General features: G+C 46.1%; 16 protein-coding genes and 1 rRNA gene. 4 read left to right on the forward strand and 13 right to left on the reverse strand.

Features of this window, described 5'->3' with window-relative positions; genetic code table 11:
- The first annotated feature begins 29 nt into the window (after window positions 1-29).
- Both AC58QD_RS31000 and AC58QD_RS31005 read left to right on the forward strand, forming a co-directional pair.
- Window positions 30-776: an ABC transporter ATP-binding protein gene (locus AC58QD_RS31000; RefSeq protein WP_497338918.1), complete on the forward strand. Its 747-nt coding sequence runs from the start codon at window positions 30-32 to the stop codon at window positions 774-776.
- The gene (locus tag AC58QD_RS31005; protein WP_497338919.1) at window positions 773-1,978 is read left to right on the forward strand and encodes an ABC transporter permease; all 1,206 of its coding nucleotides are present in this window, start codon (window positions 773-775) and stop codon (window positions 1,976-1,978) included. The genes AC58QD_RS31000 and AC58QD_RS31005 overlap by 4 nt, the downstream gene beginning before the upstream one ends.
- 132 nt (window positions 1,979-2,110) lie before the next feature.
- Here the strand turns inward: AC58QD_RS31005 and AC58QD_RS31010 are convergent, their stop codons facing one another.
- Both AC58QD_RS31010 and AC58QD_RS31015 read right to left on the reverse strand, forming a co-directional pair.
- Window positions 2,111-2,878 (reverse strand): TatD family hydrolase, encoded by a 768-nt coding sequence (locus AC58QD_RS31010; protein WP_497338920.1) that lies wholly within the window; start codon window positions 2,876-2,878, stop codon window positions 2,111-2,113.
- 30 nt (window positions 2,879-2,908) lie between these two features.
- Window positions 2,909-4,198 carry an HD domain-containing protein gene (locus AC58QD_RS31015; RefSeq protein ID WP_497338921.1) on the reverse strand — a complete coding sequence of 430 codons (1,290 nt, stop codon included), beginning with the start codon at window positions 4,196-4,198 and terminating at the stop codon, window positions 2,909-2,911.
- Between the two features lie 437 nt (window positions 4,199-4,635).
- Here AC58QD_RS31015 and AC58QD_RS31020 point away from each other — a divergent pair, with 437 nt between their 5' ends.
- Window positions 4,636-4,899: an AbrB/MazE/SpoVT family DNA-binding domain-containing protein gene (locus AC58QD_RS31020; protein WP_405460931.1), complete on the forward strand. Its 264-nt coding sequence runs from the start codon at window positions 4,636-4,638 to the stop codon at window positions 4,897-4,899.
- 148 nt (window positions 4,900-5,047) lie between these two features.
- Here AC58QD_RS31020 and rsmI read toward each other — a convergent pair whose 3' ends face one another.
- The 10 genes from rsmI to AC58QD_RS31070 all read right to left on the reverse strand — a co-directional run bounded on the left by rsmI (window position 5,048) and on the right by AC58QD_RS31070 (window position 12,770).
- Window positions 5,048-5,941, reverse strand: a complete 894-nt coding sequence (gene rsmI, locus AC58QD_RS31025) for a 16S rRNA (cytidine(1402)-2'-O)-methyltransferase (RefSeq protein ID WP_497338922.1) — start codon at window positions 5,939-5,941, stop codon at window positions 5,048-5,050.
- An 18-nt stretch (window positions 5,942-5,959) separates the two neighbouring features.
- Window positions 5,960-6,739: a tRNA1(Val) (adenine(37)-N6)-methyltransferase gene (locus tag AC58QD_RS31030; RefSeq protein ID WP_497338923.1), complete on the reverse strand. Its 780-nt coding sequence runs from the start codon at window positions 6,737-6,739 to the stop codon at window positions 5,960-5,962.
- 98 nt (window positions 6,740-6,837) lie between these two features.
- Window positions 6,838-7,206, reverse strand: a complete 369-nt coding sequence (gene yabA, locus AC58QD_RS31035; RefSeq protein WP_497338924.1) for a DNA replication initiation control protein YabA — start codon at window positions 7,204-7,206, stop codon at window positions 6,838-6,840.
- Between the two features lie 25 nt (window positions 7,207-7,231).
- A complete protein-coding gene (locus AC58QD_RS31040; RefSeq protein ID WP_497338925.1) occupies window positions 7,232-8,035 on the reverse strand; it encodes a PSP1 domain-containing protein in 804 nt (267 codons plus the stop codon).
- A gap of 135 nt (window positions 8,036-8,170) precedes the next feature.
- A complete protein-coding gene (holB, locus tag AC58QD_RS31045; RefSeq protein ID WP_497338926.1) occupies window positions 8,171-9,148 on the reverse strand; it encodes a DNA polymerase III subunit delta' in 978 nt (325 codons plus the stop codon).
- 40 nt (window positions 9,149-9,188) lie between these two features.
- The gene (locus AC58QD_RS31050; protein WP_497338927.1) at window positions 9,189-9,635 is read right to left on the reverse strand and encodes a YaaR family protein; all 447 of its coding nucleotides are present in this window, start codon (window positions 9,633-9,635) and stop codon (window positions 9,189-9,191) included.
- Between the two features lie 14 nt (window positions 9,636-9,649).
- A complete protein-coding gene (gene darA / locus AC58QD_RS31055; RefSeq protein WP_497338928.1) occupies window positions 9,650-9,979 on the reverse strand; it encodes a cyclic di-AMP receptor DarA in 330 nt (109 codons plus the stop codon).
- A 162-nt stretch (window positions 9,980-10,141) separates the two neighbouring features.
- On the reverse strand, window positions 10,142-10,789 hold the full coding sequence (gene tmk, locus AC58QD_RS31060) for a dTMP kinase (protein WP_497338929.1): 648 nt from the start codon (window positions 10,787-10,789) through the stop codon (window positions 10,142-10,144).
- Between the two features lie 166 nt (window positions 10,790-10,955).
- A complete protein-coding gene (locus AC58QD_RS31065) occupies window positions 10,956-12,452 on the reverse strand; it encodes an aminotransferase class I/II-fold pyridoxal phosphate-dependent enzyme (RefSeq protein ID WP_497338930.1) in 1,497 nt (498 codons plus the stop codon).
- A gap of 129 nt (window positions 12,453-12,581) precedes the next feature.
- Window positions 12,582-12,770: a sigma factor G inhibitor Gin gene (locus AC58QD_RS31070; protein WP_497338931.1), complete on the reverse strand. Its 189-nt coding sequence runs from the start codon at window positions 12,768-12,770 to the stop codon at window positions 12,582-12,584.
- Between the two features lie 252 nt (window positions 12,771-13,022).
- Here AC58QD_RS31070 and AC58QD_RS31075 point away from each other — a divergent pair, with 252 nt between their 5' ends.
- Entirely contained in the window at window positions 13,023-13,544 is a 522-nt protein-coding gene (locus AC58QD_RS31075) for a hypothetical protein (RefSeq protein ID WP_497338932.1), read from the forward strand.
- Window positions 13,545-14,084: 540 nt separating this feature from the next.
- On the opposite strand, the gene rrf is transcribed toward AC58QD_RS31075, so the two are convergent.
- Window positions 14,085-14,166, reverse strand: a 5S ribosomal RNA gene (rrf, locus tag AC58QD_RS31080); the annotation flags it as partial.

A 14,166-nucleotide genomic window follows, 5' to 3' on the forward strand; every position in this document is an offset into this window, starting at 1 on the left:
AAAAGGATCATTTTATCGGAGGCGGACGCATGAAACCGATTTTGGAAGTGGAAAATTTGTATGGCGGTTATTTCAAAAATAAATCAATATTGCATGATCTTACTTTTTCTGTTAACTCTGGCGAGATGATCGGATTAATTGGGTTGAACGGAGCAGGAAAGAGCACGACCATTAAACATCTCTTAGGACTGTTACAGCCGCAGCAGGGTACAATTCGTATCGGCGGACAAGAGCCGCTGCGTGACGAGCATCAGTTCCGTTCTGGTCTCGCTTACGTACCGGAAGCTCCAGAGCTGTATGAAGAGCTTACTATTAAGGAGCATTTGAAGCTCACTACCATGGTATATGGACTTGATGAGCAAGAATTCGAACGCAGATGCGCTGTTCTCGGTGCCCAATTCCAGATGAGCGACAAGCTTGACAGCTTTCCTCAGCATTTGTCGAAGGGCATGAAGCAGAAGGTGATGATTATGTGTGCGTTTCTTGTCGAACCTTCACTCTATATTGTAGACGAACCTTTTCTCGGACTTGATCCGCTCAGTATGCGCTCGTTGTTAGAGCTTATGGTCGCTCGAAAGCAAGAAGGTGCCGGACTGTTGATCAGTTCTCATATTTTGTCGACAATTGAGAAGTATTGCGATCGTTTTATTGTGCTTCATAAAGGTCGCACGATCGCATATGGCACACTTGAGGATATCAAAGAACAGGCTGGCATACAACAAAATATTTCATTAGAAGAATTATTCTTCTCCTTGATTGGGGAGGGCGTCAAATGAAGGTGCCCACCTTATTGTGGCAGCAAAGGCACAAACGCCATCTAGGTATCGCAATGCGGTACACTAGGGATATGGGGAGGAGTGGATTTTTCAGCTTTATGCTGTTTGCCAGCATTGCGCTGGCTTACTTTTACGCGAATTCTCTCAAGCAATTGCCAGAAAACTTCCCTTTTACGCTAGTGTTAACCCTCCTCTTGCTGCCCGTTATCACGGTAAGTCCGGTTCGCACGCTGCTTCGAGGCGCGGATAGCGTCTTCTTGCTTCCTCTGGAATCCAACATGTCCGCTTATTTCCGAGCGGCTTTCCGTTATAGCTTCATTGGACAAGCTCTATTGACCTTTTCTGTTGTAACCGCGTTAGGTCCGCTCTACCGATATGGATTCGGTGAGGACGCTGTCCCGCTATTAGTGCTTTTGTTCCTAATAATCGCTTTAAAGCTCGCCAATCTGCTGGGGAATTGGAAGGAAGCTAATTTAGTTCGAGCCGGACACCGACGTCTTATTGCAGCGGTAAGATGGGTCAGTACCTTTATCGTCCTGTTCCTCTTGTTCCGCTACGGATTCACTCTTGCTGGATTGTCGTTCTTACTCCTATTTGCTTCTGTAAGTTTATTAATCCGGTTGCTGCCCTCACATCAGGTTCATTGGACACAGCTGATTGCACGCGAAAGGACGCATCAATCCTATTTTTCCTTGTTCTTCAGCTGGTTTACAACCGTTGAGGAAATGCCTCCCATAGTCAAAAGGCGACGCTATTTATCTTTTGCAACAGCGAGAATTGGCTTCCGTCAAAGCAATTCCTATGTCCTCTTGTATGCCTTAACGCTTATTCGGTCAGAATTAACGAGCATTGTGCTCCGGTTGCTTATGATTGCAATCGTTCTATTACTTACAAGTACGGACCCATGGATGGCATCATGCTTGTACATGTTCTTCGCGCTAGTCATACACGTACAGTTATCCGCTCTGCGTGAATATCATACATATGCTGTAATGCCTGCGCTCTATCCGCTGCCAGGCGAAGCCATGCGCCACGCGGTGGCCGCAGTGGCATTTCGCGCGCAGCTCGCCGTTCTTGCGCTGCTCACGGCCGCGCTGCTCGCAAGTGCCGCGTTCGCGCCGTGGATGGCGCTGCTGCCAGCGGCCGCCGTGACCGCGGCCGGCGTCGTGCGCCAGCGCATGCGGCGCGAGCGGCCGGCGTAGCCGCGGGCGCGTCGCGCGTGCGCGGGCGCGTCGCGCGTGCGCGGGCGCGTGCTTGCGCGCGACCGCGCGAGGCCGCGCCGAGTGCGCCGCCGCCGCAGGCGCAAGCAGCCAAAAGGCTGTTCCGTTTGCCCCCTAGGGCAATCGGAACAGCCTTTTGGCGTTCGCCGTCGTGAGCGCGGCGAATTGCTCTAGCGGCAGGCCGACAATCTCGGCCGCCGATTCGGCTACGAGCCGGACATAGCCGGTCTCGTTGCGCTTGCCGCGATGAGGATGCGGCGTCAAATAAGGGGCGTCGGTCTCTATGAGCACCCGATCGATCGGCACCTTCGCCAGCACCTCTTTGGGCTGCTTCGCGTTCTTGAAGGTGATCGGCCCGCCAAAGGAAATATAGAAGTTCATATCCAAGCACATCTTAGCTGTTTCCCAACTCCCGGAGAAGCAGTGCATCACTCCGCCTACATCCTTTGCATTCTCCTCCTTGAGAATCTTCACCACATCATGATGCGCATCGCGATTATGAATCGAGATCGGCAAGTTCGCTTTACGCGCTAACTGAATCTGCTCGCGGAAGACTCGCTCCTGTACGTCCTTGGGTGACGTATCCCAATAGTAGTCCAATCCAATCTCCCCAATTGCGACTACCTTCGGATGAGTTACCAAAGACTCCAACCACTCCAAATCGCCTTCCTTCATGTTAACGGCATCTTGCGGATGCCAGCCGACTGTTGAATAAACAAAGTCATATTGCTCCGCTAAGCGGATTGAGCTTGGAATCGTCTCCCGATTGAAGCCAATATTGATAATATGACTTACTCCGTTCTCGCGAGCTCGAGCAATCGCCTCATCCCTGTCCTCATCAAAAGCTTTATCGTTCATATGGGTATGTGTATCAATAATCATGCTAGTTTATAAGCTCCTCTTCGATTTTCTTTAGGCCCCCCAACCAAATCTGGCCCTCCACTCCACTGGCATCTGCAATGATTGTTCGAATAACAGATCCTCCGGAAAGTATACACGCTTTTCGCCCTGATGAATTTCGCTGATCGATCTTACGATCTCCGATTTGCGAGAAATTTCAATAAGCTCTTCTTTACCATCCAACAGCATAATCGGCAAGCTTTCTTCGCCGCTCCCTGCCCGGTACACATCATAGGGCACGTCCGTCAAAAAATCGATCTCCATATAATAGTCCGGATCGATCCCGAAGCGACGCATCCATTCCCTTAGTTCTTCTTCCCATGAATCCGGGTACAAATCCAATGTCAAATATTTATATAATCGCCTATTCAGGAATCTGTCGCATAAATCTGCCAGAATTCGATCTTCTTCGCTTGTCCACTGCGTTAATGTCATCTGAACATAAGATTCATCCAATTGCAAATATTGCTCAATAGACAAAGTACCGCGAAGTAAGCTTGCAAACGATTGCGGCATAAACCCAAAGACGTATTCATCTTGATGTAATTTTTTGGCGCGCTCGAAAATTTTACGCAATACAATCTCAGAGCTTCTCGTAACGGGGTGAAAATAAACCTGCCAATACATCTGGTACCGTGCCATTAAATAATCTTCTATCGCATGCATTCCGCTTTCTTTTACGACCACATGCCCTTTATGAGGCCTTATAACTCGAAGAATACGCTCCAGATCGAAGGTGCCGTAATTAACTCCGGTAAAATAGGCATCCCTTAGTAAATAATCCATGCGATCCGCATCCAGTTGACTAGAAATAAGACTAACCACAATCGATTTGCCATATGATTTACATATAACATCCGATACATTTTTTGGCAGTGCAGGATCCGCTTGACGTAATACCCGATTTACGCCTGTATCGCCCAGAACCAACTGGCATGTCCATTCTTCGTGATGTGTACCGAATACCTTCTCAATGGAATGAGAGAAAGGACCGTGACCAATATCGTGGAGCAATGCCGCGCATAAGGTTAGCAGGCGCTCTTCCTTCGGCCATTCAGAGTAAGCATTCCGTTCGAATTGCGAAATAATTTTGCGTGCTACTTCGTAAACACCGAGTGAGTGAGAGAATCGGCTATGCTCCGCTCCGTGAAAAGTCATGAAGGAGGTTCCCAGCTGTCGAATTCTTCTCAGTCTCTGAAATTCTTTGGTGTCGATTAAATCCCAGATCGCTTGGTCTTGTACATAGATGTACTTGTGTACCGGATCCTTGAACACTTTCTCTTCTTGCAACGGAACGCCCATTTGGAATATCTCTCCTTTCTCATCATCCTAAGTATATACGAAATCGACAAAAACAACCGCAAACAGTTGATATTCCGACAGCAATGACTTCATTCGACAAACTCCACTATTCTATCTCTTATTTTCGACAAAAAGCGATAATTTTGTCGAATAATATCTAATCTAATTCTTCCAATTCTCTCAAATAGTTTTGTGCAGACTATCTGTTCAATTAAATGTCACAACCTTATTGCTCCCAGCCAAGACTATCCTTCCTGTTTATTAGTTCCTTGCAGCGCTTATGTTTTCAAATTTTAAACCGTTTCAACCGGTAAAAAAATAATTTGTACTATCCTTAAAAACAAATCTATCAGGGTTGACTATTATGGGAATGGTTGGTATTATAAATAGTGAGAACTATGTCGAATGATGGCGAATTCAGTAGGGAGGAAATAGAGATGATGAAATCCACAGGAATTGTGAGAAAAGTAGACGAATTGGGCCGGGTGGTCATTCCGATTGAGCTTCGCCGCACGCTAGGAATCGGTGAGAAGGATGCATTGGAGATCTATGTTGACGGAGAACGCATCATGCTTAAGAAATACGAGCCAGCATGTATCTTCACAGGTAATGCAGATAACCTCGTATACTTCAAAGGTAAGATGATCAGTAAAGAATGTTTAGCAGAGCTTTCAGAAATTTATAAATCTATGACAAATTAAAAGACAAAATCAAAAAAATAGGTTATAATAGGAATATAACGAAATTGTTAATTCTAACCTTTTATATATCTCCTCTATATCCCTAAGTCACAACAGCCCATGCTGTTATGCTTGGGGATACTTTTTTTGTTATCGCTTATATTCAATGCTACCCTTTTAAAAGCTCATTATAAATATCGCGCTTGGATACACCACGGTCAGTCGCTGCACGTTTCATGGCTTCCTTACGGTCTATTGCTTGTTCCATATAATGCTGCACATGCTGCTCAACCGACAAAGACTGCCACCAGCTCGTTCCTGCGCGCTCCGCCTGCTCCTCTTGCGTACCATCTGAACCGCTTACCGCTAGGACGTACTCTCCTTTCGGCTCGTGCTGCAGGACGTACTGCAAACACTCATCCGCTGTACCCCTCAATACCTCTTCGTACCGTTTGCTGATTTCCCTCATTATAGCTACCTGACGATTACCTAATCCTTCACTAATCCCCTCGAGCGTCTTAATTACACGATGAGGCGATTCATAGAACAATAAAGTGGCTTCTACATACTTAAGCCGCTCTAACTCCAATCTGAGAGACTTCTTCTCACGAGGCAGGAAGCCCGCGAATAGGAATCGCTCTGTAGGCAAGCCGGACACGATTAGCGCACACAACGCTGCATTAGCCCCTGGGACAGGCACTACGTCAATCTTCTGCTCGATGGCTAATTGTACTAGATCATACCCGGGATCCGATATAGCCGGCATTCCTGCGTCACTAACAAGCGCAATGGAATTCCCTTCTAATAAATGTCGGATTAACTCTGGCCCGCTTGCTCGTTTATTATGTTCATGATAACTAACCAGTCGAGTCGAAATCTCGAAGTGGGTTAAGAGCTTACGGGTTTGCCTTGTGTCTTCGGCCGCGATCCAATCCACTTCCTTTAACACCCGCACAGCCCGATACGTCATATCCTCCAGATTCCCGATTGGTGTTCCAACCAGATATAAGGTGCCTCCGACCTTCACATCCTGATTCGTGAAGCTTTTTTGTATGCGCAGCATGGCAACGTACTCCCTTCACTAGTGATTTCCGTTCTCTCTTAGCTGTTTGGCTTGACCATAATAAATATCTTTTAGCTCTTGGCAATAGCCGTCCTTCTCATGAACAATCAAGGGAGGCAGCAATCTGACTTCTGGTTTTCCATCCCTGATCGCTTCAATTAGTACCATATTCGCTTCTTCGCCAGCACGAGGATGTACGAATCGGATTCTTTTGGGCTCAAGCTTATATTGACGCATTCCTGCAATGATCTCAATAAGCCGTGACGGTCTATGGACCATAGCTACTCGCCCTCCAGTCCTGACTAATCGGGCACAAGCGGCTAACACATCGTCCAAAGTACACAACAGCTCATGACGGGCAGCAGCAATGTGGGGGTTCTCATTCTGTTCTCCGGACGTGATCGGCATGTAGGGAGGATTAACGGTAACCAAATCGAACTGACCGCGCCCCAACGTATGATGCACTTCCTTCAAATCTCCTTCTATTATAGAGAGCTGGTCGTCTAACGCATTCAGTTGCACGTTCCTAAGCGCCATGTTAGCTAATCTAGGTTGAATTTCTACCCCAGTAATATGGGACTTCGTACGTGTCGAGAGTAACAGGGGAACTACCCCGTTGCCAGTACATAAATCGACTATTCTCCCTTTGAAGGGGACAGAACAGAATCGCGCCACCAGCACCGCATCTAATGAAAAAGCAAACACTTCGTCGCTTTGTATAATTCGTATATCTTCAGTCAGCAGATCATCCAGACGCTCATCCGGATGTAATATGATCTCTTCTCGCTTCATTTCCATCCTCATCTTCTCCATCATTCTCTCTTTTCATGACAGCAGTACCGCAAAAACTTCAAAAAAAACCGTAGAGAACCTGGGCTCTCTACAGTACGATCGGCTTATTTATTCAAAAAGGATAAACAGAACAAACAATCCTTCTCCGTCCGCAAATGTCCATAATGCACATTACATATATGAAATCCCTCGTTGTACAATCGAGCCAAGTTATCGTAGCCTTCCCCGACGGATTGCACTTCTTCAGGAGTTCCCGCTTGCACAGTGACAGCACTTGTCTGACTTGCTGCTGTGACGGGTACTTGCGACTCCTTACGAAGAAGCTTGCGCAATTGTTGGTTTTCGATACTGAGTCTTTTGTTCTCTTCGAGTAATAACATAATCTGCTTTTTGAGAAGTCCTGAGCGCTGGTGAATCGCACCCAATTGATCTTCCATTTCATTTATATGTGTAAAAACGTCATTTTTCTCCACGGTCCCACCCCAACGCCGAAATCCGCTAGCCTTGTGTTACAACATCCTCGAACGGGAATGTTTCTACTTTACCATTATCCATCAGTTGAACCCGAATAATACGCTCATCGACTTTCAACCCAATCACTTTACCATTCCCAAGTGAAGTGACTACATAGCTTCCAATTCTCGGAAGCTCTTCGCGAACACTTTCATACTGATCATGTTCATACTTCAAGCAGCACATCAATCTTCCGCACAAGCCAGAAATCTTCGTTGGATTCAGAGATAAATTCTGATCCTTCGCCATCTTGATAGATACCGGCTCGAAATCACCTAGAAATGAGGAGCAGCACAATATTCTGCCGCAAGGACCAATTCCACCAAGCATCTTGGCCTCGTCTCGAACGCCAATTTGTCTTAATTCGATCCTCGTCCGGAATACGCTGGCCAGATCCTTCACCAGCTCACGGAAATCAATCCGTCCTTCTGCGGTGAAATAGAATATGATTTTGTTTCGATCAAACGTATATTCAACGTCCACCAGCTTCATCTTAAGCTGATGCTCCCGTATTTTCTCCTGACACACGTGCAAAGCATTCTGTGCAGCTTGTTTGTTCTCTTCCACTAATTTAGCATCTGCGTCATTGGCTACGCGAATGACTCGCTTTAATGGAAGCACAACATCAGAATCTTTTACAATCCGTTTGCCGATTACTACCTTGCCATATTCTACTCCTCTGGCAGTCTCGACTATTACGGCATCTTCATTCTCTATAGGAAGATCGAGTGGATCGAAATAATAGATTTTTCCCGCTTTCTTGAAGCGGACTCCAACTACGTTGTACATGTCTTCCCCCCTAAAGCTTTTCTGAAAGAAAAGCACTTCGTAAGCATCATCTTAACTTTCCGTCAGGAAAGTTTACTCCGTAAGCATAAACTAAGCTTTTCTGAAAGAAAAGCACTTCGTAAGCATCAACACTACTTATTTGGCTTGCTGAATAGAAATGAAAAAGTTCTCCAACGCTAATTGAGCGTTGGCATTAAACCGTACACGCTTTCGCGATTCTATTGCATTCTCCATATACTCCACCCATGTACCTGCACTCCGCGTAAAGGCATGGTTGGCCATCCAATCGACCTGATCTATAAAAACGACTCGTTCTCTCTTGCCGCTGCTTATATGAATAATGTCTTTTAACCATAATACAATCATATCGAAAAACAAATCTATACGATCACTGACATCCGTCTTGATTACTTTCTGTTGAATAGCTCCGATGATAGGAAGCTTGCTTATGGCGTCCTTCATCAATTGTAACACCGCATTTCTGGTTTCTGCAAATTCATTTAATTGGGACAACGTTCTAGCTGCATCAATTCCTGAGGTTAACTGTACTGCACAACGTACCAATTCCTTGGACAGCCCTTCTGCTGTAAGGATTGTCTCCATCTCTGCAGCGGACATAGGGGTGAATGCAACCCACTGTGCTCTTGACTGAATGGTTGGCAGCAAGGCTTGTCCATTCTCAGTAATCAGAATAGCGACCGTTGGGGACCCAGGCTCCTCGAGAAATTTCAACAAGCTATTCGCAGCCTGAACCGTCATTCGATCTGCTTCATGAATAATATATATTTTTGTGCTGGCTACAGCAGACCGGTAAGACAATTGCTGCTGCAGCTCGCGAATTTGATCGATCTTAATAGTAGCCCCATCAGGTTCAATAAAAAATAATTCAGGATGATTGCCATGCTCTACCTTACGGCAGGAGAGGCACGTTCCGCAAGCATCGTCCTGTAATGTTTCACAGTAAATGGATTGTGCGAACACCTTGGCAGTCTGTCTCCTGCCAGTTCCTGAGGGGCCAGCAAAAATATAAGCGTGAGAAACTTTAGAATGACGCAAACTATTCTGAAGCAGCTGTTTGGCTCTTTCTTGTCCTGCTATTAGTTGAAAAGACATGCTTTACATCGCTCCATACAAGGTAGTTCCTGATTATGTTCTAGAAAAATAAATTAATTAAAAGGCCGCGAATCTCTCCCATTTTGACAAGTAAATCTATCTTGCCTTGTTCGGTCTCGAGCATATCGTCTGCCATATCTAATAAATAACGGTCAATTTCATCTAGTAGTTTATAACGTTTACCTCTGCCTCTGCGGTCCCAACCCTTGGTATCCTTAATGGAAACGCCTCGCCGAACCGTCTCCTCCAGGAATTGCTTCACCATATTTTTATACAGGCGGAGCTCCCGAACGGTCATCGATTTGGCTAGTCGTTCCCCTTGCATCTGAATTTGCTTGAGCATCCGATTTAACTGCTCCAGATTCGCTTTCTCATCTTGATGATGCAAGGTATCGGAGAAGTTCTTAGGCGGAACCGGAGGTTGGTTAGAGCTGTCTCCAGGTTGAATGGTCTTGCCGAAAGGGCGCCAGCCCGGATTAATTTTCACAACAATCCCAACCTTTAGAAATGCTCGAATCGCTCGACAGGAAGTACGAACACGGCTGCACCGCCAACTTGAACCTCAACTGGGAAAGGAATATAGGAATCCGTCGTCCCGCCCATTGGGGAAACAGGGGTAACCAACTGCTCTCTAACCTTGCAATTAGCTTTAATAACTTGCAGTACTTCCTGAATCCGTTCGTTCTCGATTCCTATCATAAACGTGGTGTTGCCCGCTTTAAGAAATCCGCCTGTACTAGCTAACTTGGTAGCCCGGAACCCTTCTTTGACGAGTGCATTGGATAGACGATTGCTATCCTTATCTTGTACTACCGCAATGACTAATTTCATTCGATGCCCTCCTTCTTATTGGGAAGCAATGTGCTTCGTAAGCTTGGTTTAAATATTGTGAAGCCTGTGTCTACAGAAGCCGTGTACCTAACTATACCATATTTTGAACGAAAACGTTTTCATCTTTTTTTGGTGCTCAAATTCATTATACTACGTGTAGGCTTAATTGGTGTCGGACAAACGATCCATTCTTGCATCCAAAACATTCCTGATACGGTTGTGCACAGACTCCATATCTCCATCCGCGTTAATCGATACAATCCGATCGGGAAATTTCACAAGCAGCTTACGGTACCCTTCCTGAACCTTCTGATGAAATTCCTGCTTTTCCAAATCAAGCCGGTTCAACTCCCGCCCGGTATCAGCATGAATACGCGATAATCCGATTTCAGGAGAAACATCGAACCACAGCGTAAGGTTCGGCAGCATACCCTCAACAGCAAATTCATTAATACTCCACACCTCATCCATTCCTAGACCACGAGCAAAGCCTTGGTAGGCTAGACTGCTGTCCACGAATCGATCACACAAGACTACTTTTCCTTCTTGGAGAGCCGGAACAACCTTTTCAACCAAATGCTGCCTGCGCGCTGCTGCATAAAGAAGTGCCTCAGTCCGAGCATCCATAGCCGTATTTCCTGTATCTAATATAACATTCCTGATCTGTTCTGCGATTGGAATTCCGCCAGGCTCTCTGGTTGAGACGACTGAATATCCCTTCAAATGCAAATATTGCTCAATCATTCGAATGGCAGATGTTTTACCTGCTCCTTCTCCGCCTTCGACGCTAATAAAATACCCTTTAACCAATGTATAGTTCCCTACCCTTTCTAGCTCTACTTACCCGCGAAACAATGAAATTAAATATCAAACAAGCAATGACCTGCTTAGCATTCCCTAAGAGCGTAGCGGTTAAGCTACTCTTCCTTTATTCTAGATGAACCGCATTGATTCCTGCTAAACGGCTCTTCATGATTTACTTTGTAACTAGTATGGATTGTAAGATAACATCTCTGCATCCTTGGAATCTGGCTCCAAGACGAGCCAACTCCGTCAAGCATGCTGCCGTTGCTGCGGTTACCCTCTCTCCTGGATATAGAATCGGAATGCCCGGAGGATAGGGTATAACCATCTCTGCCGCAACCCGGTCGATAGCATCGGACAGCTTCACAACCTCTGTTGCCTGCCCATTCCCACGAACTGCTGGTAATTGAATGATAGCAGGAAGAGAGACGCGAGAAGACATTGCAGCCTGATTCCAATGTGTTTCTTCTATTATATAGCTATCAATTGTTTGCTGCCTCGTTGGAGGCAACGAAGTCATGGCAATTTGTCGCAAGGCTTCAATCGCTCGTGCCAGATCCTTCTCAGAAGTATGCAGACTGAGCGCGAGCAACACATACCGAGGATCGGCCATTTCGGCTATACAGCCATACTCCTCCAGCAACTGCTGTAGCTGATACCCCGATAAAGTTCCGCGAGTGGATCTTATGGCTATCTTAAAGGGATCCAGTGTTGTATAAGTATCTGTCGGCGCAGGCTGCAGCAACTCATAGGAATCAGATAACTCGGCTAACTGTTGCCCGAAATCAACCACTCGCTGGAGTGCAGCATCAATAAGTGCCTTCCCATCTGTATGCATTAATCGGCGACTTAGATCGAGTGAGGCCATAATGGGATACGAAGGGCTTGAGCTCTGCAACATAGCTAACCGCTGTCTGATTATGCTTCGATCAATCAGCTCGCCTTGAACGTGGAGCATAGCACCCATGGTGAGCGATGTCAGCATCTTATGGGTTGATTGCACAGCAGCATCGGCACCTTCTGCCATCGCTGATGCCGGCACACCAGGGTGAAACCCATAATGTGCGCCATGCGCTTCATCCACAAGCAGCGGTACACCGTGAGCATGCACTGCATTCGCAAGACTTGCAATATCCCCGCCCATTCCATAATAATTCGGATTGGTGATGAATACCGCCTTAGCTTCAGGATATTGCTGTAATGCCTCCCGCACACACTCTGCTGACACGCCCGTAAAGATTCCGGATTGCGAGTCTAGCTCAGGGGTAATAAATGCAACCTTGCATCCTGCCAGCATACAAGCATGAATGGCCGACTTATGCACGTTGCGTTGCATAAGCACAAGATCGCCTTGGTCACATACTGACATAATCATGGCCAAATTCCCTGACGTGCTCCCGTTAACCAGAAAGAACGTCTCCTCCGCGCCAAAACAACTAGCCGCTAACTCCTGCGCCTGTTGAATCACCCCGTCAGGCTGATGAAGATCATCAAGCCCCGCAATTTCTGTCATATCTATCGCCATAATCGATTTATAGGTTTCGAACCCTGTGAATCTTCCGTCACTTTCCGGCATAGCCGCTTTATGGCCTGGGACATGAAATCGGGCGTATTGTCTTCGCTCGGTTTCAACTAACTTCTCATATAAAGGCGCTCGCTCGGGCAACATATCCGACACTCCTGATTCTCATTACTTGTTACTAGCTATATTCACAATACCCTATCCTTTACCCAAAAAGCAAAAAGGCCTGCTCCTTATCTGGAAGGCCGTACATATATAAATAGACTTTCAATAAAATTAAGCGTCTTGTTTGTACCAAATCTTATTCATTTGATGAACAAAAAAGGGATACTTGGCGTCCTTAACATCCGTGCGAACCATTTCAGCTTCACACTCGTCACATAAAAATTCCGAGCAGATCATGATCCCTAACGATTTGTCTTGCTCGCATATGATGCATCGATGGTTCTTAATCTCTTCTTCCATGGTTGCTTCACCTACCTTATCTATCAGTATGCCACAACTTCTAGTCTTGTAAACTAGAATCGCAATATTTTCTTGACCTAAATCCAGAATATTCCTGATGCTGCAAAATGGTGTCTGTACACGTATTCTTCCCTAGATCCCAGGTTAATTGTATAATAATAAGATCATCTATCGACTAGGAAACTTTGAAAATCTGCTAATTTGGTACTAGCAAGGCCAAGCAATAGAACACCAATAGAGGAGCATCTAATCGTGAACAGACCTGATCGAGACGTTACCATCTATAACTACAGACTTATTCTTAGAATCAAGCATAAGTCACAATGGATGGTGTTGTATGGTCTGTTACCTGTCCTCGGCTTCACCGCTGTAGCTATACAGTACGGGCTTACTTTTGCCGTATGGACCCCTGCCGGGTTTATTGGCTTGATGTGGCTGCATGGCATTATTACCTGGGCGGGTCTGAGGCTGAGTGAAGACAGGAAGAATCGCCACTGGAAGCTGCTCATTCGTTTCCCTTGGCTCGGACTGCTTCCTGATCAACCCGTTCCTCTTGCAGTGTTGAGGCGTCTCCTTACCGAGCACCTGTGCATCGGCGCCGCTTGCATATATTGCGCCTACCCATGGATTACTTTCGTTTCGATTATGCAGCTTACCTTCTTACATATCTGGATACTAGCTCCTACTTTCTGGATGCTTTTTCGGTTCCGAACCGCTAGTCGTTATGGTTTACTCAAAATTAATCCCAAAGAAACCTCTTATTATGCGGAGTAGATCAACGTATTGTGGTGTGGATGATGTCACTGAGATTAGTTGCGAAACAGCAATTAATCTCTTCGACGTTGCTCCAAACCGTGCATTTAGTTGCGAGAAAGCAATTAATCTTAGCAAATCGCCATTTTCAGTGCCATATAGGTCAGATTAGTTGCGGTCTTGCAGCTAATTCTGGTAAAAAGCGGGAGTGTGTGGGAATAGTTGCAGTTTGGCCACTAATTCGTGCAAAAACCGGCTGAGTGAGAGAGAAGTTGTGGTTTAGGTTACTACTTAGGTCCTATGGAGATCAGTTAGCCACTGTGCTAGTATACGGTATTTTGACGGACAAGACGGCTTCAGTTGGAATAGCAAGTTTTACTACTGGTTATTGGCCTGGTTTTGAGAAAAATCGGTTCGCAGTGCAGAAATAAGGGATAGTCCGATTGGCTTATTCGTGCTTGAGTGATGAAATGGCTTTCGAAAAGCTCAGGCTCGAATTGTAATAATCTAGACAGCAAAAGACCCGCACATCATGTGCGGGTCTTTTGCTTATCTGCTCCTGCTTGGCAACGTCCTACTCTCCCAGGACCCTGCGGTCCAAGTACCATCGGCGCTGGAGGGCTTAACGGTCGTGTTCGGGATG

The organism is Paenibacillus sp. J2R1T-4 (genome assembly GCF_059692235.1).

Excerpts from the sequence above, each read along its gene's own strand:
- AC58QD_RS31015 (WP_497338921.1), bottom strand. The coding sequence starts at position 4,198 with ATGGGCGTTCCGTTGCAAGAAGAGAAAGTGTTCAAGGATCCGGTACAC.
- AC58QD_RS31000 (WP_497338918.1), top strand. The coding sequence starts at position 30 with ATGAAACCGATTTTGGAAGTGGAAAATTTGTATGGCGGTTATTTCAAA.
- darA (WP_497338928.1), bottom strand. The coding sequence starts at position 9,979 with ATGAAATTAGTCATTGCGGTAGTACAAGATAAGGATAGCAATCGTCTA.
- AC58QD_RS31065 (WP_497338930.1), bottom strand. The coding sequence starts at position 12,452 with ATGTTGCCCGAGCGAGCGCCTTTATATGAGAAGTTAGTTGAAACCGAG.
- AC58QD_RS31070 (WP_497338931.1), bottom strand. The coding sequence starts at position 12,770 with ATGGAAGAAGAGATTAAGAACCATCGATGCATCATATGCGAGCAAGAC.
- AC58QD_RS31010 (WP_497338920.1), bottom strand. The coding sequence starts at position 2,878 with ATGATTATTGATACACATACCCATATGAACGATAAAGCTTTTGATGAG.
- AC58QD_RS31005 (WP_497338919.1), top strand. The coding sequence starts at position 773 with ATGAAGGTGCCCACCTTATTGTGGCAGCAAAGGCACAAACGCCATCTA.
- AC58QD_RS31020 (WP_405460931.1), top strand. The coding sequence starts at position 4,636 with ATGATGAAATCCACAGGAATTGTGAGAAAAGTAGACGAATTGGGCCGG.
- rsmI (WP_497338922.1), bottom strand. The coding sequence starts at position 5,941 with ATGCTGCGCATACAAAAAAGCTTCACGAATCAGGATGTGAAGGTCGGA.
- AC58QD_RS31040 (WP_497338925.1), bottom strand. The coding sequence starts at position 8,035 with ATGTACAACGTAGTTGGAGTCCGCTTCAAGAAAGCGGGAAAAATCTAT.
- AC58QD_RS31030 (WP_497338923.1), bottom strand. The coding sequence starts at position 6,739 with ATGGAAATGAAGCGAGAAGAGATCATATTACATCCGGATGAGCGTCTG.
- holB (WP_497338926.1), bottom strand. The coding sequence starts at position 9,148 with ATGTCTTTTCAACTAATAGCAGGACAAGAAAGAGCCAAACAGCTGCTT.